Source organism: Paenibacillus silviterrae, from assembly GCF_030167925.1.
Lineage (GTDB): Bacteria > Bacillota > Bacilli > Paenibacillales > NBRC-103111 > Paenibacillus_G > Paenibacillus_G silviterrae.
Map to the genome: position 1 here is coordinate 285278 of NZ_JASKUT010000002.1, position 25638 is coordinate 310915.

Genomic DNA, 25638 nt, shown 5'->3' on the forward strand with positions numbered 1-25638 from the left:
AAAGGGAAAGTTGTGATGGGAATGGAACCGAAGCTGTTGCTTGTGGAGGATGAACAGGGCATGCTGGAGGAGATGCAGACGTATTTGCAACGGGAAGGGTTCCGGGTATTGACCGCTTGTACCGGTAAGGAAGCGCTCATCATTGCCCGGTCTGAACGGCCGGACCTCGTTGTGCTTGATTGGATGCTCCCCGAGAAAAGCGGAATCGACGTATGCCGCGAACTAAGGCAAACCTCGCAATGCGGCATTATTATGGTCACGGCCCGATCGGATGAATCGGATAAAATTGTCGGCCTGGAAATCGGCGCAGATGATTATTTGACGAAGCCGTTCAGCCTGCGCGAGCTCACCTCGCGCATCCGAGCTCTACTTCGCCGTTTACGCGGACCTGAAGACAGGCCGATTTTTTTGGAAAGAGATAACTTGATCATTTCCGAGGCCAAATGTCAGGTATTCAAAGACGGTCAGGAAATCCAATTGACACCTACCGAATTTAAAATTCTGTTCACACTGGCGGGTCGTCCCGGTATTGTTTTTAGCCGATTGCAATTGTTAAAGGCTGCTTTGGAGGACGAGTTCATGGGATACGAAAGAACAATGGATTCCCATATCCGGAATCTTCGCCGCAAACTGGGGGACGATCCTGCCGATCCTCGATATATTCAAACGGTATATGGTTTCGGTTATCGATTCGGTGAACGTTCATGAAGATGACGGTCCGCATGAAAATATTTGCCTGTATGGGACTGCTCGTGTTCATTGTAAGTATCACGTTTTCCCTTACAACGCAATTCTACGCAGTCGGTTTGTTCGATGAATTTCAAAGGGAACAAATCGATGCTAACTATTTACGCGCAGCGCCCGAGGAGCAAATTGAAATCTTTAAGTCTTTTTTCCTGGAAAACATGCAGCTGAACGCGCTGCTTCAAGTCACACACGGCGTTCGCTTGTTCTTTTTTGTTGCGATCGGTTTGTTATTCAGTTTTTGGATATCAGGGGTGCTGACCCTCCCGCTCAAAAAGCTTATAGCCGCTATAGAGCGCGTGGCGTCGGGTGATCTAAACGTCAAAGTACCTGTAGACACGAAGGATGAGTATGGGAAAGTCGCCCGAACGTTCAATGATATGACGTTTCGCCTGCGAGAAGCCGAGGAAGCCCGCAGAAGATTGGTGGCCGATGTTGCTCACGAGCTTCGCACGCCGTTGTCCGTTATGCAGCTTAAACTGGAAAATTATCAGCAGGCCGGACAGCATGTCCCTCCGGAAATGCTGCTTCGGATTCATGATGAAGTGATTCGAATGAGCCTGTTGGTAGATGATCTGCATGTCTTGTCGCTCGCCGAAGCAGGCCGGTTGTCGCTCGATCGTAAACCGCTCGATCTGACGGTACTCCTGGAACGAATCGTAGACGATGTGAAATACGAAGCGGAAGAAAACGGATTGGACATTCACCTTCATCTAATTTCGAAGTCGGTTACCGTTATGGTCGACGCGAGAAGGATCACGCAGGTTTTTATTAATCTGCTGACGAATGCGATTCGTTACACGCCTGGCGGGGGGAAGATTACGGTCGAAGTGAAGGACAAGGTCATTGATCGGGATGCGTTCTTTGCAAAGGTCTCGGTGATCGATACAGGCATCGGAATAAAGGAGGAAGAGCTTCCTCATCTTTTCGATCGATTTTACCGTGTAGACGAAGCACGCTCGCGGCATACAGGCGGTACGGGGCTCGGATTATCCATCGTTCATCATTTTGTAAAAGCCCACGGCGGTTTCATCCGCGTTGCGAGTCAGCCTAATGAAGGTACTACATTTACCGTTTATCTGCCGACAGGCCATGATATGTATATGGAGTGAACAACAGGGGCGGCAGCTCGGATAAACCTCCCGCGCCTTCGCGTGGGCCGCCTAAACTATTTGTTAAAAACTGGTAAATTAAACTTATAGTGATAGCGCAGGTGGCCGAAAAAACAAACGAGAGGGTGTGCCCAAAGCCATGAAATGGCTAAGAGGCACACCCGGTTTCTGCGCAGAATTCGAATCAGATTCTTTCCGCCCCTCAGAACACGGACTTCAGGACGGATAATAAATAATCGTTTGATAAACAGCCTTATGGCGGGAAGTATTGCTGTAAACATGGGGCTTATCTGCTACAAAATGAAGCGCGTCACCCGCATTCAGATGGTACGATTCCTCTTGAATGGTAACGTGAAGCTGGCCCTGGAGGATTACAATATACTCTTCCACCCCTTCGTTATGGGGTTCCGAGTTATGCAAGCAGTCGGGATCCATCTCAACAATATAGACCTCAAACTTTTTTTGTTGATCGAACGGGATGATCGGATAGGCGCGATACAGCCCCTCTTCCTCTCGAAAAGGCTCCATCTCCCCGTAACGGATCAGCTTCACTTCCGGTGATTCCTCTTCAATCAGAGAAGTAAATGAAATGCGAAGCCCGTTAACGATCTTCCATAGGATGGAAATGGTCGGATTCGAATCGCCGCGTTCGATTTGCCCTAGCATCGCTTTGCTAACGCCGGTTAATTCAGCTGCCTGATCCAGACTGAGCGATCTCGCTTTGCGGATGTTCAGCAGGTTCCGGCCGATTTTCTTATGAATCTGATCTGTTTCCACGTTACAGTCTCCTTACTCATTCATTCTTAAGCTTACGATATGTTAACCGGATCGGCGATGATCGTCTCAGGGGAATGGTTCATCGCGTAGGCCAAATCCTCTAGGATTGCGCTGGAGGTAGGCATTTCACCGGCACCTCGTCCGCTGAACGTAAGCTCGCCCACGAGGTTGCCGGATAAATGCACGGCATTGAACTCGTACATCACTCCGTATAACGGATGTCCCTCCGGGATAAGTCTCGGCTCCACGGTTAATTGCACGGTTCCGTCTTCAAATTTCTCAGCGGAGGCGATCAATTTCCATCGGGCATGTTGTTCTTTAGCATAGGCGATGTCATTGGAGGTCAAGTGGGTGATACCCCGGCGAATCACCTGTTCGGGCGTTGTATCCACACCCCAGGCTAGCCGAGCAAGAATGATCAGCTTATACATGCTGTCGTAGCCCTCCACATCCGACGTCGGATCCGCTTCGGCGAAGCCCAATGCTTGTGCCTCGGCTAACACCGTCTCGTAATCGAGCGATTCGAGCATCATTTTGGTCAAAATGAAATTCGTTGTGCCGTTCAATATCCCTGAGATACGTTCGATTTTATTATAACGGAGAAATTGGGAGAGCACGCCGAGAATCGGGATCCCTCCGCCGACGCTGGCTTCATACAGCAAATGAACGCCCATCTCCTTGGCTAACCGTAGCAATTCCGAGCCATGTTTGGCCATAAGCTCCTTATTTGCCGTAATCACATGTTTCTTGGAACGGAGTGCTTCTTCTATATACGTTTTGGCGGGCTCCACGCCACCCATCACTTCTATGACAACTTGAAGTCGACGATGGGAAGAGAGTTGTTTGTAGTTATCGAATAAAAGCTCCGGATGAATGTCCACGCTTCTCGGCTTCGACAGATCTTGAACCAAGACGCCGCAGAGCTCAATCTTTCCGCCGAAGCTTTCCTTTTGCCTCTCGGCATTGCTGGTCAATGCTTTCACCACGCCGCTGCCTACCGTACCTAAACCGAGTAAGGCGATTCCGATCGAATCTCTCGTTTGCTCCATAGCCATCCCCCTTAAAATAAAAAAACCTCTTCCAAGAAGAGGTTAGAACGCAATCGTCCTCTTCTTATCTTTCGGAACCTCGTTCCGATGGATTTAGCACCTTGTCCCTTTGATGGGCCGGTTGCCGGGTTTCATAGGGCCAGTCCCTCCACCTCTCGCAATAAGAAAAGCTGTTATACAGCTGAATATGAAATTATTGACTTTTATTTTATTGAACTTCTTCCGGATTGTCAATTTCTTATTGATCGTAGTGGATGAGTTAGGCAAAATATGTATTTACATTATAGCATACGAGTGTATAATATAACGTATAAGTACACTAAAGCGCACAATAAATACATTATAACATACAATCTTGTGCTGTAACTCCCAACCTAAGGAGGTCATGTTCATGACAAGCCAAACGTTTGCCTCATATCTTCGGCAGCAGCTTGCCGAGCTGAAAGCCCAGGGACTGTTCAATACGATTGAGCCACTGGAAAGCGCGAACGGCCCTATCATTCGTATGAACGGTCGCAGCTTGATCAACCTTTCTTCCAACAATTATTTGGGGCTGGCATCGGACGCCCGTTTGGTCGCAGCGGCGATCGAAGCGACGCAAGCGTTTGGCGCAGGCAGCGGTGCCGTCCGGACGATCAACGGTACCTTACAGCTTCACGCCAAGCTTGATGAGAAGCTCGCGGCATTTAAGCAAACCGAAGCGGCGTTGAGCTTCCAGTCGGGTTTTAACTGCAATATGGCTGCCATTTCTGCTGTCATGGGTGCGGATGACGCGATATTATCGGATGAACTGAACCATGCGTCCATTATCGATGGCTGCCGTTTAACCAAATCAACCGTTATTCGTTACCGACACTCGGATATGAACGATTTACGTGCTAAAGCGAAGGAGGCCAGGGAATCCGGCAAATACAAAAACATCATGGTGATTACCGACGGCGTCTTCTCGATGGATGGAGATATCGCCAAGCTGCCCGAAATCGTAGATATTGCCGAGGCTTTCGATCTCATTACTTATGTGGATGACGCCCACGGTTCGGGTGTGCTTGGCGGTGGAGCGGGCACAGTAAAGCATTTCGGCTTATCCGCCCGAATTGACATTCAGATCGGCACGTTATCGAAGGCAGTCGGTGTCGTAGGGGGGTATGTGGCCGGGTCGCGCGAGTTGATTGAATGGTTGAAGGTACGCAGCCGTCCGTTTTTGTTCTCTACTGCGATGCCGCCGGGTTCCGTTGCGGCTTGTATCGCAGCGATCGACATTTTGCAGGGCAGCAAGGAACTCCAGGACCGGTTATGGGAAAATGCCGCCTACCTGCAGCGCGGTCTTAAAGAGCTCGGCTTCTCTATAGGGCACACACAAACCCCGATCACGCCGTGTATTCTCGGAAATGAGGAAGCGACGCAGCAATTCAGTACCAGGCTGTACGAAGAGGGCGTTTATGCCAAAGCCATTGTTTTTCCGACCGTGCCGAAGGGGACCGGACGTATCAGGAACATGCCTACGGCGGCGCATACGAAAGAGATGCTCGACCGGGCGCTTGCCGTTTATGAGAAGGTCGGTCATGAGCTGGACTTGATATAAGGAGGTGCTTACCATGAAGCGAATCATGGTGACCGGAGCCTTGGGCCAGATCGGTTCGGAGCTGGTGGTACGGCTGCGTGATATTTATGGAGAGGATTCCGTTCTGGCGACGGACATCCGGGAGGGTCAGAGCGAGGCCGCCTTATCCGGGCCATTCCGCATCCTTGATGTGTGCAATGGGCCGTTGATCCTGGAGGCGGCCAGGGAGCACCATGCGGATACGATCATTCACCTTGCGGCACTGCTTTCCGCAACAGCGGAGATCAATCCTGTATACGCATGGAATTTGAATATGGGCGGATTGGTTAATGCGCTCGAAGCGGCGCGACAGCTCGGGTGTCAATTTTTTACGCCTAGCTCTATTGGAGCATTCGGAGCGGGTGCCCCCAAAAAGGGCACGCCGCAGGATACGGTACAGCGGCCTTTGACCATGTACGGGGTCAACAAAGTGTCCGGCGAGCTGTTGTGCGACTACTACTTTCATAAATTTGGCGTAGATACGCGAGGGCTGCGCTTCCCGGGATTAATTTCTCACTGTGCGCCTCCCGGGGGCGGTACGACGGATTATGCCGTCGAAATGTATGTGGATGCTGTTCGAACGGGCAGCTATACCTCCTATTTGAAGCAAGGGACCTTCCTGGACATGATGTATATGCCCGACGCCATTGACGCGGTGATTCAATTGATGGAATCGGATGCCTCCCGGCTGAAACACCGCAATGCCTTTAATGTAACCGCCATGAGCGTCGATCCGGAGCGGATAGCCGCAAGCATCCGAAGGCATCTGCCGCAATTTGAGCTCAAGTATTCCATCGACCCGGTTCGCCAAGCGATTGCGGAAGAATGGCCGGATTCGATTGATCCGACGGCCGCGAGGGAGGAATGGGGCTTCCGGCCGCAGTACGACTTGGAACGAATGACCGACGATATGATGATCAAGCTCGCAGCCAAGCTGAACTGCAGCAAAATGATAAGCTGATTCGTGCAACTGTGCGGATAAGGAAAAGGGACTCGAAGCTCCTTCCATTGAATGCTTTTCTTCGTTGACAGAGCTTCTTTGGTTTGCTATCCTGAATTCAGGAAAACGTTTGGGCTTGTTTTCTTGCGAAGAACCGGAAGGAGCTGCTTGCGATTGACCACCTTGAAAGACATAGCTACATTCGTAGGCGTTTCCATTTCTACCGTATCTCGGGTTATTAACAACGATACGAGCAGACACATCAATCCCGATACGGCCGCCAAAGTCTGGCACGCGGTCCGTGAGCTCGGATATGAACCGAACGAATCCGCTCGTACGCTGGTGAAGAACGGCAGAGAGAAGTCCCGGCCTTCCAAGCAGATCGGATGCCTGGTATCAGGTCCTCATATTCGGGACGGCCATCCTTACTTTTCTCCCATCATCTCGGGTATGATGAATCGCTTGAACGAAACGGGTTATTCACTTGCTTTCGTCCATACCCCCGAGGAAGCAACAGCTGAAACGGCGCTAACCAGAATGATTCTCGAGCACCGAATCGACGGCTTGATCGTGATTGGCTGGATTAACAATACCCTCATCGAATATATAAAATCGACGACGCTGCCTGTGGTTGGCATCAGTGCGTCGGGCTTGGATATTCCCCTTGTCGATTACGACCGGACGGCAGCCGCTAAGTCGGCCGTGGAGCATCTTCTCCACGCCGGTCACCGCAGCATCGCTTTCGTAGGGGGCGGCGGCCATAACGGAGCGCTGGATACCGAGGAACGCTATCAAGGCTACAAATATGCGCTGTTTGAAGCGGGGATCCCCTTGAATACTTCCTGGATCATTAACACCCACTGGAATATAGACAACAGCTTCAAATTCGTAAGCGAGCTTATTAACCGGGAGCGCGGTTCCCTGCCGACGGCGTTGTTCGCGGCCAGCGACCAGCTCGCCATTCCCGCCATGCGCGCCGTCATCGAGGCCGGCCTGCGAATCCCGGTAGACATGGCTGTGATGTCAATGGATAACATCGATATCGCAAAATATACGACACCGCCGCTTTCTTCGGTGCACGTGCCTAAAGCCGAAATCGGGATGACGGCAGTAAAGACGCTGCTGGATCAAATTCAAGCGGATTCGCCCCAAGCATCGAAGGTGCTGCTGCCTTACCGGCTCATAATCCGCGAGTCGTCAAGCCCCGTGTCCGTTACATCTACATAAAGATAGTCAAGCTTAGTCTTGACTACTTTTTTTACTTAGCAGGATAACGTTTTCCTGATTTGGGTGCAACATAGCAGGCTTAGAAATTACATATATTTGTAAGGAGGTGAGGCCGCAAGTATAACAGCCACATTACAAGCTTCGTGTATCCGCTTAGATTTACATATTGTTAAGTAAGCAAGGGCATCTCTTTATCGGTTCCAAAGCGTAGATATACCCCAACTGAGAGGAGAAATTAACTTATGAAAAAAGTGACTGCCGTCTTAATCGGTGCCGGAGACCGTGGCGCCTACGCCTACGCTCCTTACGCTTTGCATTATCCCCACGAGCTGGCGTTCGTTGCGGTGGCTGAGCCGAACGAACAGCGCAGGCAAGCCTTCGCGGAAGCGCATGGCTTATCCTCAGAACAGACATTCGAATCGTGGCAAGAGCTGCTGCAAAGTCCTTCTGTCGCCGATATCGCCATCATCTGTACCCAGGACCGCATGCATCTCGAGCCGACGCTGGGGGCCCTTGAGCAAGGCTATCATGTCCTGCTGGAGAAGCCGATGTCGCCCGACCCGAGACAATGTGTAGAGATGGAGCTTGCGGCAAAGAAGCATAACAGGCTGCTATCGATCTGTCACGTATTGCGGTACACGCCCTTCTGGCAAACGGTGAAGCGCATCATCCGTGAGGGGAAGATCGGCGACATCGCTTCCGTTCAGTTGAACGAGAACGTGGGCCATCTTCATATGGCGCACAGCTTCGTCCGCGGCAACTGGAACAACTCCGACGTCTCAAGTCCGATGATACTGGCCAAATCTTGTCATGACATGGACATACTCGCCTACGTCCTCGACAAGCCATGCCTTCGCGTCAGCTCGTTCGGTTCGTTGATGCACTTCAAGGAGGAATGCGCTCCTGAAGGCGCTCCCGAGCGCTGTCTGGACGGCTGTCCTGCGGAAGCGAGCTGTTCCTATTACGCCCCGCGGTATTACCTGGGGGAAGGCAGCGGCTGGGCCCGGAAAATTACCGGGGATACGAGCAAGGAAGGGATACTGCATGCGCTGCGTACCACGCCGTACGGTCGATGCGTATACCGCAGCGACAATAACGTAGTCGACCATCAAGTGGTGACAATGGAATTTGAAGGCGGCGCCACAGCGATGTTCAGCATGTGCGGCTTTACGCATGACAATACGAGAATCGTTCAGATTATGGGCACCAAAGGCGAAATTCGCGGCAATATGGAAGAAAACCAAATCACGGTATACGATTTTGTTACGAAGGAACAAAGCGTCATCCGGCTGCATGATTCGAAAGTAGGTCATAACGGCGGCGACGTAGGGATCATCCGTGATTTTCTTAATCAAGTGCGCGGAGAAACCAAGGGAGAAAGCCTAACCTCCGCGTCCGTATCCGTTCGAAGCCACTTGATGGCGTTCGCTGCGGAGGAATCCCGCTTGAAGGGCGGAGCTCCGGTGGATATTACGTTATTTCACGAGAGGCTGACCGAGGGTCTGCATTCCGGCAAGGAAGAGTAGTCCCTGTAATCAACTGTAATCAACGATTGTGCCAGAAAGAAAAAGCCTGCCCTCAGCGATGGCGCTAAGGCAGGCTTGTTTGCGTTATGGATGTCGGACTAGGGGGGAGAGCTTACCTATCGGAGCCGGTTATGGCCTCCGGCATACTCTCGCGGTATTTCCCCGGCGGGATGCCTTCCAGCTTTTTGAAGGCTCGGATAAATACGACGTGGGTCGTATACCCGACCATCTGGGCGATCTTGGCATTCGTCAAATTTTTATTCTCCATCAGACGCTTCGCCTTGTCGATCCGTTTGCGTGTGATGAAATCAAGCAAGTTGAGACCGTTGTTCTTTTTGAAGAACATCGAAATGTACTGCGGCGTCATTTGCAATCGTTCGGCAATCATCGCAAGGCCCAGATTCGGATCGTCCAGGCTGCTCTCCACCAGCCGTATGATTTCCTGGAGCAGCTGCGTACTATGGTCGGTCCGATCCGCCTTAAACGAGCGGGCGAGCGTTTCATACAGCTCGATCGTTTTGCGGTACATCCCTTCGGCCGTCGGATTGCTGAACACCGCCTTGATCGGATCGAAATCGGGCCCCAGCCATTCCTCTTGCACCATATTGGTGGAGTTAACGATTTTCAAGAAGGTGCTTGTGATGTTGAAAAATAAACATTTGCCGAGCTCCGGCGTAATATGGCTGGAATCGAAGTTCATGGAATAGATCGTGCCGAGCAGCTTCAAGGCGCTTTCCGCATCGCCGCTTCGCACGAAATTGACAAGCTGGACTTCGATCTCAAGGGGATAATAGTAATGCTGTTTGACGTCGGTAATGTCCTGGAAATGGATAACGACGTTCCTTCCTTTAATGATTCTATAATCAAGCGCCGCCAGGGCTTCCGCATAGCTGTCGCCGATTTGCTTTTCACCGTGATGAACGCCTCCGACGGCAACGGTCACGTCGATTTTGAAGCGCTGCTGAATCACTTGATGAAGCGACTCGGCAATGTCCCGCAAAAAGTCCGCCTCCTGCTCCGACGGCTCCGCGGGCAGATTGATCAAGAGCGCTATCCGGTCCCGTTCCAGCTCTACGGCGAAGCCCCTGTGATTAGACCGTACCAAATCGACGCCGATATTCGAAATAATGAAGCGGACCAGCGCCCACTGCTGCTCGGACTCCGTTGAGGTAAACCGGGACATGTCCTCGATCTGAACAATCATAACGGCGAACCGGTCGCTTACAAAGGAAATATCCATGAATTGGAGCGACTTCTCGCTTTCCGGGGAGCCGTCAATGTCCGCATAGCCGCGAATCAGCCGGGATAAATAGTTGGCCCGGATGACCGGCGTCTGCTGAGCCAGAAGGCTGCGCAAGTTGTTTTCTTCGTGCAAGGAGCCCTCGAAGGTTTGCCGGATTAACTCGTATTCATTGGAAGGCTGATGTCCGCTGAGCTGTTTGCCTCCCAGGATCGCATGGATCGTTTTTTGGAGAGGGAGGTAGTTACGGTAGGCCGCAGCATACACAGCAAGCAGACCGGCTGCTACGCAAATGGCGAAGAGCCATAAAGCCCAAGTCTGGATTTGGTTGACCTGCTTCATAAACACATTCTTAGGGGTGACGGAAACGTATTTCCAGCCCTCCTTCAGCGACGGGGTGAAGGATACCATCTGATCCACGCCCGCGAGCGGGTAGGCGAAAGGCTCCGCGCTTTCGTTCATGCGCGCCAGCAGCTCCTTCGGCAGCGGCTTGTTGTCCGTACCCATCACGATTCTTCCCGAATCATCAATAATATAGATGGCGCTTTGGCTCGCATATTCGAGCTGTGCGAACATTTTCTTGATTTGGCTTTGATCGATTAATACGACGAAGCTGCCGAGAATATCCTGCGTGGAACGGATCGGGAGCGACTGGACGTAGGTGACGACGTCCGTCGGCCCGGAATCGATGCCTGCGGCCGATTGTCCATCCGTTCCCTGCTTCAAAGGAGCGGCAGGAATAAACGTCGCCGGATGGAAACGGGTCAGCTCCGTGTGCCACTTGTCGTATGTCATATCTTCATAGCTGTAAAATAAGCTGTAGAAGGTTCGGGAATCCGTCACCAGGTCCGGTTTGACAATCGTATCGCTGCTTGCGAAATAAACGTAGTAATCGAATATGAAATTGCTTGTCAAGCTGCGATAACGGCCAAGCGAATCACGCATGAATTCGATAAACAGGAATTTGTCGGAAGCGGAAGCGTCGGATGGAATCTTGAGCAAGTAATCCAGCTTCGGATTCAGCGCAACCTGAACCATCAAATTGTCCACTTCGGTCAGCTTGCTGTCGAGTGAAAACCTCAGCTGCTCGAGCATCGCGATGTTCGAGCGGTTCGCCCCCAGCTCCAAGCTCTTCTCCACCTTGGTATATAGGAACAAGCCCATGGCAAGCGGAACCAGCAGAATGACCAAATGGGAAACGAACATTGTCATAAGCGCACTTTTACGATTGCCGATCGGAAGCAGGCGCAGCAGTGTTTTCATAAGCGTCACGTCCATTTTCAATTAGCTTGACACAATTGTAACAGATATGACCCCCGGAGACTATTCCTTGATCGCGCCGATCATTACGCCTTTGACGAAATATTTTTGCAGAAACGGATACAAGCAGATGATCGGCAGCGTCGAAACAATGATCGTTGCGTATTTGATCGTCTCACCAATCGCAAATTTATCGTCGCTCGCAACGCCCGTCATCATCGAATCGGTGCTGTTGGCGATCAATATTTCACGCAGAACGAGCTGAAGCGGGTACATCTCGCGGTTGCGCAAATAAACCAAGGCGCTGAAGTAGGAATTCCAATGACCCACTGCATACCACAGGATCATAACAGCAATCACGGGCATGGAGAGCGGAAGCACGATTCGGAACAAAATGGTCCATTCGCTCGCTCCATCCATTCGGGCGGACTCCTCCAAGCTGACAGGAACACTTTGGAAGGAGGTGCGCATAATGATCATATTGAACGTGTTGATTGCGCCCGGAATGAGCAGCGCCCACACCGTATTCATCATCCCGAGATCGTTCACGAGCAGATAGGTCGGGATAAGTCCGCCGTGAAATACCATCGTAATGACGATGAAGAACATCATAGTATTTTTAAAATACAATTTAGGCCTGGATAAAACATAGGCGCCGATGGCCGTCATGAAAAGATTGATTGTCGTGCCTAACGCAACATAGAACAGGGTGTTCTGATAGCCCTTCATAATCATCGGGTTGTTGAACACGGCCTTGTATGCTTCCAGATCGAAGCCGACCGGGCCGAGCAGCAGCCCGCGATGCTGAAGAAACGAAGACGCATTGCTGAGCGAGGCAAACAATACATAGATGAATGGATACAAAGTAACCAAGCAAAGCCCGATCATGAGAACGGTGTTGAATAATCCGAACGTCTTCTCGCCGGCGGTTGGTTTCATACGTTACGCCTCCTTACCACAGTTTGTTCTCGCTAACCCGCTTGCTGATGCTATTGGCGGCGATAATCAGAATGAAGCTGACGACAGAGTTGAAAAAACCAACGGCGGCGGTAAAGCTGTAGCTTGCCTCCAAAACGCCTTTACGATATACGTAAGTCGAGATGACATCAGCCGTCTCGTAAGTCAGCGGGTTGTACAGCAGGAGCACCTTCTCGCTGCCGACCGTAAGCATGCTGCCCATGTTCAGGATGAACAGAATGACGATCGTTGGCATAATGCCGGGAATCGTAATGTGCAGCGTTTGCTTCCATCGGTTGGCGCCATCCATGCGGGCCGCCTCGTACAAGGTCGGGTCGATGGTGGCGATGGCCGCCAAGTAAATGATCGAACCCCAGCCGATGCCTTGCCATATGCCGGACGATACGAACAGGAAGCGGAACCAATCCTGTTCCTTCAGAAAGTCGATCGCCTCGATCCCGAAGGGAGCCAGCAATTGATTAACGAGGCCGTCGCGGCTTAAGAAATCGACCATCATGCCGGCAACGACGACGATCGAGATAAAATGGGGCAAATATGAAATCGTTTGCACCAATCGTTTAAACAACGCATTGCGAATCTCGTTCAGCAGCAGCGCGAGCACTATTGCCGCCGGAAATCCGAACAGAAGCTCGTAAAGGTTGATCAGCAGTGTATTTTTGAGCAGCCGCCAGAAATAAATGCCGTTAAAGAAGCTTTCGAAATGCTTGAACCCTATCCAGGGACTGCCCAAAATCCCTTTCGCGGGGGCAAAATCTTTAAAGGCTATTTGCAATCCGTACATCGGTCCGTAGTGGAAAATGATGTAATATGCGATAACAGGTAGCGCCATGGCATAAATCGCCCAATTGCGTTTCACGTCGGTACGAATCGTTTGCCACACCTTCGGGTCGCCGGATGCTTTGATTCGTTTGGTGGCCGTTAGAGGATTCCCGGTACTTTGCGCCATTGCCGTCACCCTTCCTTTATATTCTTGAAACAATTGCAACAGGGAGATGAACCGCTTCATCTCCCAGTCCAATCGCTGCGTATTAGCGCTTATTATAACGTTCAAGCGCCGCTTGTTGAATTTTGACGGCATCCTCGATGCCCATGCTTTGAATGCGTTTTACATATTTATCGTAGTTATCGATCGGCTCCGCACCCATGATGAATTTCAGCAGCATTTCGTCACGGTACGTTTCAATGTCGGTCATAATCGATGCGAACTTGCTGCTTTCGTCCTTCGTAGGCGTTACCAGCGGCATTTTGCGTTCGGCCGTCGGTGCGGACCAGATGGCAAGCGCGTCCTTTTGAATAGGCAAAGCAAGGTATTGCGTTTGGAAGTTGTCGCTCAGTACGTAAGGACCGCTCCAGGTCGAGCGGTTATGCTTGGCGAAGGACTGCTGCAGGCTTACTCCGCTTGGCGGATTAAGCACTTCCGGCAGGAATACCGCCTTGCCGTTCTCGAGCTTGTAGCTGACGCCTTCCTTGCCGTAGTTGAAGAGCAGCTCGCCTTTCTCGCCGTAAGCGTAATCAAGCCATTTAACCGTTTCGATCGGGTTCTTGTTGCTTGTGGTGATCGCGGCTCCGACGCCGTTGCTTGCGAAGTCCTTCTGGCCCCAAATCGGCTTGTCGCCCGGCTTCAGTACCGGATAAGGAGCCGCTGCCAGCTTGAAGCTCGGATCCTTGTCTTTCATCAAGTTAGCATATTTGCCGATGCCCCCGCCGTTGTAGAAGACCGAAGCGCCGAGCAGGTTGGTCGTCATTTTGTTGTCATACAGCTTGTCGTTCGGAGCCGCAAAGTCCTTGTCGAGAAGTCCTTCCTTATACCACTTGTTCATGGTAAGGAGGAATTCCTTATACTCCGGCTGAATGGGGCCGTAATTCACTTTGCCCTTATCTTGATAGAAGCTGTAGTTGACGCCCCATGCGCCAAGGAATGGAGCATCCACACCGATCATCGCTTTGTCGATATAAAACGGGATTTCATCCGCCTTGCCGTTTCCGTTCGGATCTTTCTCTTTAAACGCTTTCAAAACGGTGTACCATTCGTCGATCGTCGTCGGCATCTTTAGTCCGAGCTTGTCGAGCCAATCCTGGCGGATACCGGGGCCGAAGAATACTCGTACCTTATCCCCGCCGCGCAAGAACGGGAACGAGTAGATGCTGCCTTCATCCGTCATGATTTGTTTTTTCCAATCCGGATGTTCCGCCAGCAGTTTCTTCAGGTTCGGCGCGTATTTATCGATATAATCGTTCAGCTTAATAATTTTCCCGTCCTGAATCGCTTTCTCCGGACCGCCCGGATAGTTCGACGTCCAGATCGTTTCGATCACGTCCGGCAGCTGGCTCGAAGCCATGACCAGGTTAAACTGTTCTTTGGCCTGCTGCGCATCAAGCGGTGGATGCTGGAAATCAACTTTGACTCCCGTGATTTTTTCTAATTCTTTGTAGGATTCCATTTCGGCATAGGTCTTCATTTGCGCTGCCGCCGCACTGTGATTGGCTACCCAGTACGTCAGGTTTGTCAGCTTCGGCGGTTGCGCATCGCTCCCCGGCTGTGGAGTAGCTACAGTACCTGTGCCTTCTCCTCCGCTACAAGCGGCAACCGATATGGCGAGCGTAGAAGCAAGTAAGATGGTGCCCGTTTGTTTCATCTTTGTCTTCAATGCAAGAGCCTCCTTTTTATCCATTCAAGTTAAGGTCCTTGGGTCAGCCCTCCCTGAGGGGGCTACCTGTGAGATTTATTGTAGCGTGTCCGGGAGCCGTTGGATACGTTCACCTTTTCGCAAACGTAGTATTTTCGTAAGATTCCGGGATTGACGATATTTCACCACCATTGACCGATTTCAATCTCCAGACTTGTACCGGCTCGTGCAGGCGCTGCAGAGGCGCAGTTGAAAACGAGTCATCTCATATTAAAAACCGTCTATGTACCCAAAGACGCCTTATTGATATAGTTGGTGCAACGGACGCAACGGACTGTATGCGTTGATCGATTCGCCATTTTACACAAAAGTGAGGCATGAGTCATGAATGTCGGACTGCAGAGCATGTTTTACAAGTATGTCTGGTCGTCGAATTGGTGGAAGCAAGGCCGAAACGATACGTCTGTTAAGCATATGGATCTTCACTGCCTGAAGCGGGATAGTGCCGCCTTTCAAGCGCTGCTTCACTCGGATGAAGAGGAGATGCTGGTCACACTAAGCCGAGATGCCCTTCTGTGGAAGGGAGGACCGATAACGATCATCAGATGCGAAGTGGAAACCGATGCCCCGGTCAAGGTGGAGCTCCGGTGGATCGGCTTGATCGAGGATGACCATCGCGTCCCACGGTCCGATGTGCTGCTGGAAGAATCCCATTTGTACGTGCCGAAACGTAAAATTCAGCCCGCTTGGGTTGAGCTTCATGCGGACGAAGCCGCCGCGCCCGGGACATATGCAGGGAAAATAAGCTTTTATACGCATACCATGTTTGAAGATGAGACCCTGGAGCATGAGCTGACCTTTAGCCTCACGATACATGATGAGATGCTGCCGCCCAGCAGCGGATATTCCTTTTACTTGGATCTGTGGCAGCATAACTGCAATATTGCAAGGAAGTACGAAGTTTCTTACTGGTCAGACGCTCATTTCGAAATTCTGGACCACTATCTGGAAAGCTTGGGGCATCTCGGGCAGAAAGCTTTGTCCCTGATTGTATCCGAAGAGCCGTGGAGCGGCCAGCGCACCTTTATCGACGTGGAGCCATCGGACTTGAACGAATACAGCATCGTACCGGTTGTGAAATCGAAGGACGGACGATTCCAGTACGACTTCTCGCACTTGGACCGCTATGTGGCGCTGGGTGAAAAGCACGGGATTACGCAAGAAATCGAGGTTTTCGGGTTGATCGGCATATGGAGGCACGATGACGAAGGCTATACGGGGATCGTGGAAGGCTACCCGGATGCGATCAGGGTCCGGTATTTCGATGAAGCTGCCGGGTGCTTTAAGTTTATCCGAGATCCGGATGATCTGACCTCGTATATTCAGGCTTTGGAGCGGCATTTCAGGGAAAAAGGCTGGATAGAGCGGGTACGTGTCGTAGCCGATGAGCCGGCGGACATTCCGTTGTTCGAACGGAGCTTGAACTATTTGCAATCCATTGCGCCCCATTTCCGGTATAAAGCGGCTGTCAATCATACCTCCTTTATCCAAAAGGAAATCGAAGGCATCGTGGATTATGTGCCGGATCTCGAATGCGCCGCAGAAGAGTTCGACCAGCTGATGAAGCTAAAAAAAGAAATCAAAGGTACGATGGCCTATTACGTTTGCTGTAATCCGGATAAGCCTAACACCTTTATCAGCTCGCCTTCCATCGAATGCCGTGTCATACCTTGGCTAGTGGAGAAACTGAAGCTGGACGGATTTTTACGTTGGAACTATACCGTCTGGCCGGATGACCCTCTACATAAGCTTTCGTATCGGCCTCTGATCTGGAAGGCGGGGGATACCAACTTCGTATATCCCGGCAAACGGGGAGCCCCCTTGCTCTCCCTCCGGTACAAGTGGCTGCAGAAGGGGATACGCGACTACGAATATATGCAAATGCTGAAAAAAGAAGGGTATGCCGAGCAAGTGGACCGTTTGCTGGAGACTGTGTTCCTGTTCGGCCAGCCGAGTGAGCTGGCTCCCGGCTCAGGAAAAACCGCCGGTCAATTGTACAGTCTTCAGGAAGAAGACTATGACCGGCTGTATGCGCTCAAGGGAGAGCCATTTGATCCTGCTGAGTAGGAGGGACGTATGAGAAGCATTACATTCGACAACGCCACGTGCGGGTGGAACGAAGCTTTGCCGCTTGGCAACGGACATTTCGGCGGTATGGTATTTTTCGAGGAGCATCGGCTTACGGTCGCTCTGAATCATTATGAGGTTTATTATCAGAAGCTTAACCGGTACTCGAAAAAGTATAGAGCCGGAGAAGGCCCCGATTTATCGCGCCAATACGGATATACGTTTGAAGAATTGAAGAAGTTAGCGACGGATCTATACCGGGATCCGGGCGGCGGCCCGATTTATTTATACGGTGATGCCTTGAACCCGAACAGCATGTATAGAAAATACGGCAAACCCGCAGGCGGCTCTTCCCATTATCCAACAGGGGAAATTCATTTATATCCCTCTGCCGTGCTGGCCGATCCGGATCACTACTCGCTGCGGCTCGATATGGACACAGCAACCGTACACTTCCGTACGGAAAAAGCGGGTAACAAGCTTGATGTGCAAACCATCGTTTCCCAAGATGGAGATTACGTAATCACGAAAATCAGGCAGTCCAATGCTTCTCTGTTAGAATCCATTGACTTGACGGTTCCTTCCAGGAGATATGCGGAGATGGATGTCGTGTATCATCAGCTGGATGATACGACATTTTATTATCAAGGCTCCTTCTATCCGGACGGCGAGGATAGAGAGCGGTTTGAGCCGTTCAGGTTTATTGTAATGATGCGTCTGGTCGGGGCCAAAGGGGCCGTTGAGGCATTGGATGGCTCCATCCGGATTCGTCCCCTTGATGCAAAGGAAGACCTCACATTACTAACAACGGTCGTAACGGAGGAAGTAACCAAGGACCTGCTTGCCGAAGCAGTACGGAGGTTAAATACCGCCGTGGAACGGGTGGAGGAAATGATGGCGGATCACCAAGAGCATTGGCGAAGCTTTTGCCAGCGCTCCTCCATTACCGTGCCGGACAAAATGATCGAGGATTTATGGCATCTAAACCTATATGCGCTTGCATGCTGCAGCGGCCAAGGCGGTAACATGCGCGAGCAGGCCTGCGGCTTGAACGGCTTATGGGATATTAAGCAGCCTACCAAGTGGGGCAGTATGTGGTATTGGGACGTTAATATTCAAGCGGCTTTCGCACCGCTTTATACGGCTAACCGGCTTGAAATAGCGGAGGTGTTTGCCGACGGTTTGCTTTCGTATGCGGGTCTTGCCGAGCGAATGGCTCAGCAATTTTACGGTCTGAAGGGTATTTCTGCGGACTACCCGCATGCTTCATATATGAGTATATGGCCGTGGTGCGCTCAATTTTTATGGGACTATTACCGGTATAGCATGGACATGGACTTTTTGCGAGAGAAAGCGTATCGCGTATTTAAAGGGCTTGCACAGTTTTTTGAAGGCTATTTGCAGATGGATGACCATTCGGGCAGGCTCTGCGTTTTCCCCGATATATCACCGGAACAAGGGCCGATAACCCGAAATTCGACCTGTTCGTTGGCAGCTATCAAGTATTTACTGAATATGGCCTGCGAAGCAAACGAGCTATTGGGAGAATCGGAAGCCGACCGCAAGAGATGGAAAGAGATGGCTGAGCTGCTCACGGATTACCCTTCAGGCGAATCTCCCGGTTACGGCGAAATACTGCTGGACTCGGAGTGGGCACCCGCGGAGCTGCATTTACGTCACCCGTCGCTTCTCATGCCCATATATCCGGTGGGAGAATTCAACAAGAATAGTGAGCCCTCGCAGCGGAAACGAGCGGAAAATACGCTTCGCTATGTGGAAAATCATATCGAATACGGCGTATTCCAGTTCGGTTGGCTCTCCTGTGCCGCCGCCAGGCTGGGAAAAGGAAACACAGCCCTTCGGCTGCTTTACGAGCACGGCATTGATTTGTCGCTTCGAAGCAACGGGTTGTTTGCCGAAGAAACGGAGCGCTGGATGAATTACTGCAACATCACGAACGAGCCGTTATACCATCCGCATATGACAGAAGGCTCCGGAGGCATTGTCGCCGCTGTCAACGAAATGCTGCTGCAAAGCTATGACGGAGTGATCGACGTATTTCCGGCGGTGCCTTCAGGAGAAAGTGAACCGGAACGGACGGTCGGTATGTATGAGCATCATCTTGAACATAAGGTTCGTTCCTACGAAAGATGGGAGAATTGCGCATTTCACGGATTATTGGCCGTTGGGGGCTTCGAAGTAAGTGCCGAAATGAGGGATGGCCGAACCGTATGGGTTCGAATGAAAAGCAGGGCAGGCGGACGGATAACGATTCGCAATCCTTTTGGAAGGGATGAGAAGATCATTGCAGTACACATAGAAGGGGCTGAGCGTTCCGAGATAGAGTACAGCTTGGAGGATGGTCTGATTTCTTTTCTTACGAATCCGTATGGGGAGTATGCGATATATCCCCAAGCCGATTCGGAGCCCCTTTGCTCGTATAATCCGCAGCCTATAGAGCAAAACGGCTATCCCCGCACTCATGAGGCTCATACGTACAGAAGAGTGTTTCTCGGTAAAAACAAGGATACACAATATTACCGGATGCTCGATCATTTCACATTTGATTATTATGCCGGCAACAGCCGGGAATCGAGGCTGGCGGCCTTCCGGCTCGATTGCGGAGTGAATCCGGCTATTCTGGATAAGGATTACGGGAACGTACTGCCCAGGCAAATGCACAATGAGGGGATCCTCGGACAGACGTTCCGCAAAATCACAACCGAAACCGTATTTACACCGTATTCAGGCATCGGATGGTTACGTGCCGAGAAGCTTATCTCGCTTGACCGCGGGAACCCTGATGAGCTGCGAAGAGATTTTATCGGAGGGGCTGATGAAGCGACTTTTTTTATTGAGTTACCGAAGGGAAGATACGACTTGCTTTTCGTAACAGGAGACAGCGCCGCACCGTCTTACACGGAGATCGGCATTCCCGGGCAAAGCGCATGGAAGCCGGAGAAGGCGTTGAGGGCGGGGGAATTCCAAACGGATATCTTATCTATTTCGCAAAAGCAAGATGGCTATCTGAACATCAATTTTCGCAGCATGGCCGATTTGGAATGGAGAGTGAATGTACTGGTTATCAACAAAAGCTACACCTATTTGTAATTGCTTCTTTATAGCAGGAGCACGTCATAAATGTGCACATAAAGGGCATAATATTACACCTTCAAATTAGTGTGTACCGCCTACAATGGACAATGAGAACTTAAAAGAGGTGGTGGTCTGGTTATGAGAGAAGACGGAGGGGCAGTTTCCCCGTCTTTGTAAGCGCTTTTCTGAAACAGGAAGGGATGCAATCCAGATGTGTTTATAAAGGAGCGTGCCTATAGTGTTCAAGAAAAAAGTCTTTAAAACCATCCACGTTGCTATTATCATTGCGATGCTGTCATTTTTAGTAATACCTTCCTTTGCTGTAGAAGCCATTGCAGCTGAAGAAACGAATCTCATCTCGAATGGTGGATTCGAGACGACTGTGACAACGACGCGGAACAAATGGGTGGGTAACATAGAACCTGTCGGTTGGACGGAATGGTATGCCAGCGGAAGCGGCAAAGCGGCTATCGATCGCACGGTTGTTCACGAAGGAAGCAATTCCGTTCGAATCGAGCACGCCTCAGCAAGCCGAACCGCCATAAGCGGTACGTTCACGGTCACGCCCGGACAGCGCTACAAGCTGGGCGTTTGGATAAAAACCGATAACGTCGTTGCCGCGAACGGGGTGTTCGCAAGGACGCAATATTTGGACAGCAGCGGTAAAAAAGTAGGTGACGGTCCCGCAACAGCCAAGCTGTCGGGAACGAACGATTGGATTCTGAAGGAAACGTTTATGACGATACCGGCAGGCGCAGCAAAGCTGAAAATTGAACCGTTCTTCGAAACGGGAACAGGAAATGTATGGTTTGATGAGGTGACGCTTGTGAAATGGGACGGTCTGACCGGTCTTGATTTGGACCGCGACTTCATATCGATCGGGAAGGATCAATCGATTAAGCTAAATCCGATCTATACACCCGCAGATGCTCCTGACAAATCCGTGATCTGGACGTCTACGAATCCTGATGTTGCCGTCGTGGCGGACGGGGTCGTTACGGGAAAAAGCTACGGTACGACCGTTATCAAGGTGGCGACGATGGACGGAAGGCTTACGGCCGAATGCGTGATCGGCGTGGAATCTCCCGACATGCTTCAAGCCTATGACACATTGAGAGGAATTTGGTACGACAAGCTGGTAGGAGGCGGCCGGGCGAATACCGCCGACCCTGACATCGCAGCTTATGTCACTGCGCTTGCGGCGAATGTGACCAACCCGGAACGGACCGGCCGCTGGGATAGGCTGAACCAATCGGCGGATCGGACGTATTTATGGAGCGATTTGACCAGCGTGACCGATTCGGCGCAAATATCGACGGCATACGGCGCTTTGCGGACGATGTCGCTCGCGTACTCGATCCCAGGCTCGCCTTTATATCATAATGAATCACTCCGCAACGATATCGTCGGGGCGCTCGATTGGATGTATGCGAACCGGTACAATGAGAAGAAGACCGAATACGGTAACTGGTGGGATTGGGAAATCGGGACACCCCAGATCGTCAACGACATTATGGTGCTTATGTACGACCATTTATCCGCCGACCAGCTCAACAACTATATGAAGCCGATCGACCGGTTTGTACGCGACCCGAAGGTGCGGGCTATCAACGGCGTTAAGGAAACGGGCGCCAACCTGCTCGATAAGGCTTTTGTCGTGAGCCTTCGGGGAATCATCGGCATGCTGAGCGCCAAAATTGTTCAGGGACGCGATGCGATCGGGCCCGAGTTCGTCTATGCGACCAAAGGAGACGGCGTATACAAGGACGGTTCGCTCGTCCAGCATTTCAACATCGCGTATACGGGCGGGTATGGAGCGGTATGGCTTAATCGTGCCGCCGATATGATGCTGTTGCTGAACGGATCTCCATGGACGGTGAGCGATCCGAACGTAAACAACGTGTACGATTGGGTGGCCGATACCTTCGAGCCGATCATATACAAGGGCCAGCTGATGGATATGGTGAATGGGAGAGGCATTTCCCGACAGACGGCAGGCAGTGCCCGAGGCATCATTATGACGATTCTGCGTCTGGCCGAAAGCGCTCCGGCGGATAAAGCGGTCTCCATCAAACGGATGGTCAAGGAATGGATCCGGTCGGACACAACCTATACCAATTATGTAGAAGGGCTGCCGATCTACGAAATGAGCCTGGTCAAAAAGCTGATGAGCGATTCGGCGATCGAGCCGAGAGGGGAGCTCGTCAAGCATCAAGTGTTTGCCGGTATGGACAGGATCGTTCATTTACGACCCGGGTTCGGCTTGGGCATCAGCATGTTCTCCGACCGGATCAGCGCCTTCGAATACGGCAACGGGGAGAATGGAAGAGGCTGGTATACGGGGATAGGCATGACTTCACTGTACAATAACGATTTGACCCAGTTTCGTCAGGACTTCTGGCCGACCGTCGATTCGTACCGGCTGCCGGGAACGACGACGGACGGATCCTACAAGACGCCGAAGGATTGGGCTGCCTACATGAACCCGAAGGATTGGGTCGGAGGATCGTCAATCGACGGCCTGTACGGCGCCGCCGGGATGCACTTTTCGCTCGAGCAGAGCACGGGAAGCACATTGCAGGGCAAGAAGTCGTGGTTTTCCTTCGACGATGAAATCGTCGCGATCGGAAGCGGCATTACCGGTACGGACAACCGAAAGACAGAAACGATTGTGGAAAACCGGAAGCTGAACGGTAACTGCGACAATGCGCTCACGGTGAACGGAGCGAGGAAACCGGCTGAGCTGGGTTGGTCCGAAATGATGGATAACGTCAAGTGGGCACACCTATCGGGCAACGAAGCCAATTCCGATATCGGCTACTATTTCCCTAAAGATGCGACCATAGCGGGACTTCGCGAAGCCAGAACCGGCGCATGGAAGGATATTAACTCCGGGGGAAGCCCAGCCCCGATTACGAGAAATTATTTAAGCCTGGCATTTGATCACGGGGTGAATCCGACCGACGCTTCCTACGCCTACGTGCTATTGCCTGGGAAGGATGCCGCATCGACGGAAGTGTACAGCGAAAGTCCGAACATCGCGATTCTTAGCCAGACACAAGACGTGCATGCCGTGAAAGAAGCAGGCCTCGGCATTACCGCCGCGAACTTCTGGAACGCGGGTACTGTTGACGGACTGACCGCCTACAACCCGGCGTCCGTTATGATGAAGGAATCGAACGGATCGGTCACGCTCGCCGTTTCCGATCCGACGCAAAAGCAAAGCGCGGTAACGATTGAGTTGAACAAAGCGGAGTTGTCCGTCGTGGGTCACGACGCCACGATCGAAGTAGTGCAAACGTCGCCTACGATTAAGCTGGTCGTGAATACGGCCGGTTCCATTGGTAAATCGCATGTCATTACGTTCAGGGACTCGGTTGCTCCCACTACAACCGACGATGTCAAAGCCGGCTGGCAAGCTTCGCCGCAAACGGTGAAGCTGACTGCAGCCGATCAAGGCAGTGGCATCGCTGAAACGTTATACCGTGTTAACCATGGGGCTTATGCCAAGGGCAATACGATCAGCCTCGGTACGGAAGGCGTTCACTCCATCGAGTACTATAGCGTCGACCGCGCCGGAAACCAAGAAACGATCAAGTCGGCAACGGTTATGCTCGATATGTCCGGACCGACGATCGAGCCGACGGTATCGCTGGCCGTCTATCGGACGGCTTCGGCAGCCATTCGCTTCGCGGTCACCGATTCGTTAAGTGGAATTGCAAGCACCTCTTTCAAATTGGACGGTGCGGAAATGAGCGAGCCTTTGATGGTAACGCCGTTATCGCTTGCATCCGGAAGGCATACGATTCAAGCGACCGCATCCGATCAGGCCGGAAACGTTACGGCTCGCGAGTTTACGCTTGAGGTGATGATGGATATCGACCATTTGGGCGAGTTGATCCGTTATGGAGGAGAGCAAGGCTGGATCGGGAATCAAGGCGTATCGAACAGCTTGCTTTCCAAAGTCGATCATATTCATAAAGCCCGGTCCGATGCCGAGCAAGTACAGAACGGGCTGAAAGCCTTGCAGAATGAGATCGAGGCGCAAGCCGGTAAACAAATGGATGCCTTGTTTGCGCGGAAGCTGTTGGATGATATCGCATATTTGAAGAAAAAATAATACTGCTACTGTAAGGAGAGACACTGACGATGTTGCGGTTAGTGTCTCTTCTTACTAATGGAGGAGCAAGTGATCGGGTCGGAGCAATAGCAAGTATCCGGCTCCCGCTATGGCTATCGCAAACTTCCGGACCTTATTCTGACGAATCTTACTGCGAGCAGCAGCAGAGGCAGCCCGAGACAGAATGTAAAATCAAAATATGGCCAGTAATTGTCAATAAGATCGTTGAAATATGAAGCGTTCGGAAACGCAGCAATGGAGGAGACGAGCAGAATCATGCCGAGCGGAAGTGCCAGCGTCTTCGGTTCCTTTAGCTTCGTCAAATCAGACAATCCGAGCATGAGAGCATAAAAATAAAGCACCGCCTTGAAAAAAGTGGACATGATCCACATGATCGCCAGCATGGCTTCAATCCGCTCCAAAAAATTGCCGATGCTGATCTTCTTGGCAAGAGCATAGCTGGGATACATTTGATAGGCTGTGATTGGGGCCCCCAGCACCACAATAGTCAGAACGATCACCAGCTCCAGAATGATTCCGCCTATCAATACTCCGATCAGCATGTTTCTGGCAAGCGGCTTGCTCTGTTTGACCGATGGGAGAATCACCAGCATGATGACGTTCTCTGCGAATGGAAACGTGGTGGTCGTAAGCGCCCCCCTAAGAACCGGCGCGATGCCGTTGTCCAGGATCGGAAATATATTCCGAAACTCGGCTTCCGGCACCAGGCAAACGGCGAGAATCAAGAAAAGCAGGAAAAAGTGAGGAATGAAAATTTCTCCTGCCCGTGCAATGGTTTCGATTCCAAGGCGGGCACCGACCACTAAGGTAAGCAGAAATAAAAGCACAATCGATTGGATGGGAGTTTCCGGCATGATCTGCGTCGTCATAAAATCACCGATCTCCCGTACTTGCGAGGATACCATCAGGAAGAAATAATAGATAAGAAGAAGGGTAGCGGATCGGCCGATCCACTTCCCGAACAATTTCCGGTTATATTCGAAAATAGTCAACCCGGGGTACAGCTTGCCGAACACGGCGAAAAAATAAATGAAAAGCAGTCCCATCATAAGGCCTATCAGTCCGGATATCCAGGCATCCTCTCTGGCGTGCAGGGCGGGGATCGACGGCAGAACCAGAATGGAATCGCCCACCGTGCAGAACGTTATAAGGATGATGAACTGCCGGACGCTGATGGTTTGTTGACTCTGCAAG

At 51.5% G+C, this 25638-nt stretch carries 16 protein-coding genes and 1 riboswitch; of the genes, 9 read left to right on the top strand and 7 right to left on the bottom strand.

Going from position 1 to position 25638, the window contains the following annotated elements:
- The first annotated feature begins 21 nt into the window (after positions 1-21).
- A complete protein-coding gene (locus QMO62_RS24990) occupies positions 22-708 on the top strand; it encodes a response regulator transcription factor (RefSeq protein WP_284645223.1) in 687 nt (228 codons plus the stop codon).
- A 32-nt stretch (positions 709-740) separates the two neighbouring features.
- Entirely contained in the window at positions 741-1856 is a 1116-nt protein-coding gene (locus QMO62_RS24995; protein WP_284645224.1) for a sensor histidine kinase, read from the top strand.
- Positions 1857-2072: 216 nt separating this feature from the next.
- On the opposite strand, the gene QMO62_RS25000 is transcribed toward QMO62_RS24995, so the two are convergent.
- Positions 2073-2633, bottom strand: coding sequence for a helix-turn-helix domain-containing protein (locus tag QMO62_RS25000; RefSeq protein ID WP_284645225.1), 561 nt, complete (start codon positions 2631-2633; stop codon positions 2073-2075).
- Between the two features lie 32 nt (positions 2634-2665).
- Positions 2666-3682 carry a homoserine dehydrogenase gene (locus tag QMO62_RS25005; protein ID WP_284645226.1) on the bottom strand — a complete coding sequence of 339 codons (1017 nt, stop codon included), beginning with the start codon at positions 3680-3682 and terminating at the stop codon, positions 2666-2668.
- A 61-nt stretch (positions 3683-3743) separates the two neighbouring features.
- Positions 3744-3849: riboswitch (SAM riboswitch) on the bottom strand.
- 224 nt (positions 3850-4073) lie between these two features.
- Here QMO62_RS25005 and QMO62_RS25010 point away from each other — a divergent pair.
- The 4 genes from QMO62_RS25010 to QMO62_RS25025 all read left to right on the top strand — a co-directional run bounded on the left by QMO62_RS25010 (position 4074) and on the right by QMO62_RS25025 (position 8975).
- Positions 4074-5264: a glycine C-acetyltransferase gene (locus QMO62_RS25010; protein WP_284645227.1), complete on the top strand. Its 1191-nt coding sequence runs from the start codon at positions 4074-4076 to the stop codon at positions 5262-5264.
- Positions 5265-5277: 13 nt separating this feature from the next.
- Positions 5278-6243, top strand: a complete 966-nt coding sequence (locus tag QMO62_RS25015; RefSeq protein ID WP_284645228.1) for an NAD-dependent epimerase/dehydratase family protein — start codon at positions 5278-5280, stop codon at positions 6241-6243.
- A 153-nt stretch (positions 6244-6396) separates the two neighbouring features.
- Positions 6397-7449: a LacI family DNA-binding transcriptional regulator gene (locus QMO62_RS25020; RefSeq protein WP_284645229.1), complete on the top strand. Its 1053-nt coding sequence runs from the start codon at positions 6397-6399 to the stop codon at positions 7447-7449.
- Between the two features lie 242 nt (positions 7450-7691).
- Positions 7692-8975: a Gfo/Idh/MocA family oxidoreductase gene (locus QMO62_RS25025; protein ID WP_284645230.1), complete on the top strand. Its 1284-nt coding sequence runs from the start codon at positions 7692-7694 to the stop codon at positions 8973-8975.
- A 112-nt stretch (positions 8976-9087) separates the two neighbouring features.
- Here the strand turns inward: QMO62_RS25025 and QMO62_RS25030 are convergent, their stop codons facing one another.
- The 4 genes from QMO62_RS25030 to QMO62_RS25045 all read right to left on the bottom strand — a co-directional run bounded on the left by QMO62_RS25030 (position 9088) and on the right by QMO62_RS25045 (position 15125).
- On the bottom strand, positions 9088-11478 hold the full coding sequence (locus tag QMO62_RS25030) for a helix-turn-helix domain-containing protein (RefSeq protein WP_284645231.1): 2391 nt from the start codon (positions 11476-11478) through the stop codon (positions 9088-9090).
- A 60-nt stretch (positions 11479-11538) separates the two neighbouring features.
- Positions 11539-12414, bottom strand: coding sequence for a carbohydrate ABC transporter permease (locus QMO62_RS25035; protein ID WP_284645232.1), 876 nt, complete (start codon positions 12412-12414; stop codon positions 11539-11541).
- Between the two features lie 13 nt (positions 12415-12427).
- Positions 12428-13399 (bottom strand): ABC transporter permease, encoded by a 972-nt coding sequence (locus QMO62_RS25040; protein WP_284646664.1) that lies wholly within the window; start codon positions 13397-13399, stop codon positions 12428-12430.
- Between the two features lie 82 nt (positions 13400-13481).
- Positions 13482-15125: a type 2 periplasmic-binding domain-containing protein gene (locus tag QMO62_RS25045; protein WP_372516735.1), complete on the bottom strand. Its 1644-nt coding sequence runs from the start codon at positions 15123-15125 to the stop codon at positions 13482-13484.
- A 339-nt stretch (positions 15126-15464) separates the two neighbouring features.
- Here QMO62_RS25045 and QMO62_RS25050 point away from each other — a divergent pair, with 339 nt between their 5' ends.
- The 3 genes from QMO62_RS25050 (at position 15465) to QMO62_RS25060 (ending at position 24423) form a co-directional block, all read left to right on the top strand.
- Positions 15465-17207 carry a DUF4091 domain-containing protein gene (locus QMO62_RS25050; protein WP_284645233.1) on the top strand — a complete coding sequence of 581 codons (1743 nt, stop codon included), beginning with the start codon at positions 15465-15467 and terminating at the stop codon, positions 17205-17207.
- Positions 17208-17216: 9 nt separating this feature from the next.
- Entirely contained in the window at positions 17217-20318 is a 3102-nt protein-coding gene (locus QMO62_RS25055) for a glycosyl hydrolase family 95 catalytic domain-containing protein (RefSeq protein WP_284645234.1), read from the top strand.
- Positions 20319-20541: 223 nt separating this feature from the next.
- Complete coding sequence (locus QMO62_RS25060; protein ID WP_284645235.1) at positions 20542-24423, top strand: polysaccharide lyase family 8 super-sandwich domain-containing protein; 3882 nt, start codon at positions 20542-20544, stop codon at positions 24421-24423.
- A gap of 113 nt (positions 24424-24536) precedes the next feature.
- Here QMO62_RS25060 and QMO62_RS25065 read toward each other — a convergent pair whose 3' ends face one another.
- A complete protein-coding gene (locus QMO62_RS25065) occupies positions 24537-25637 on the bottom strand; it encodes a GerAB/ArcD/ProY family transporter (RefSeq protein ID WP_284645237.1) in 1101 nt (366 codons plus the stop codon).
- Position 25638 lies beyond the last annotated feature (1 nt).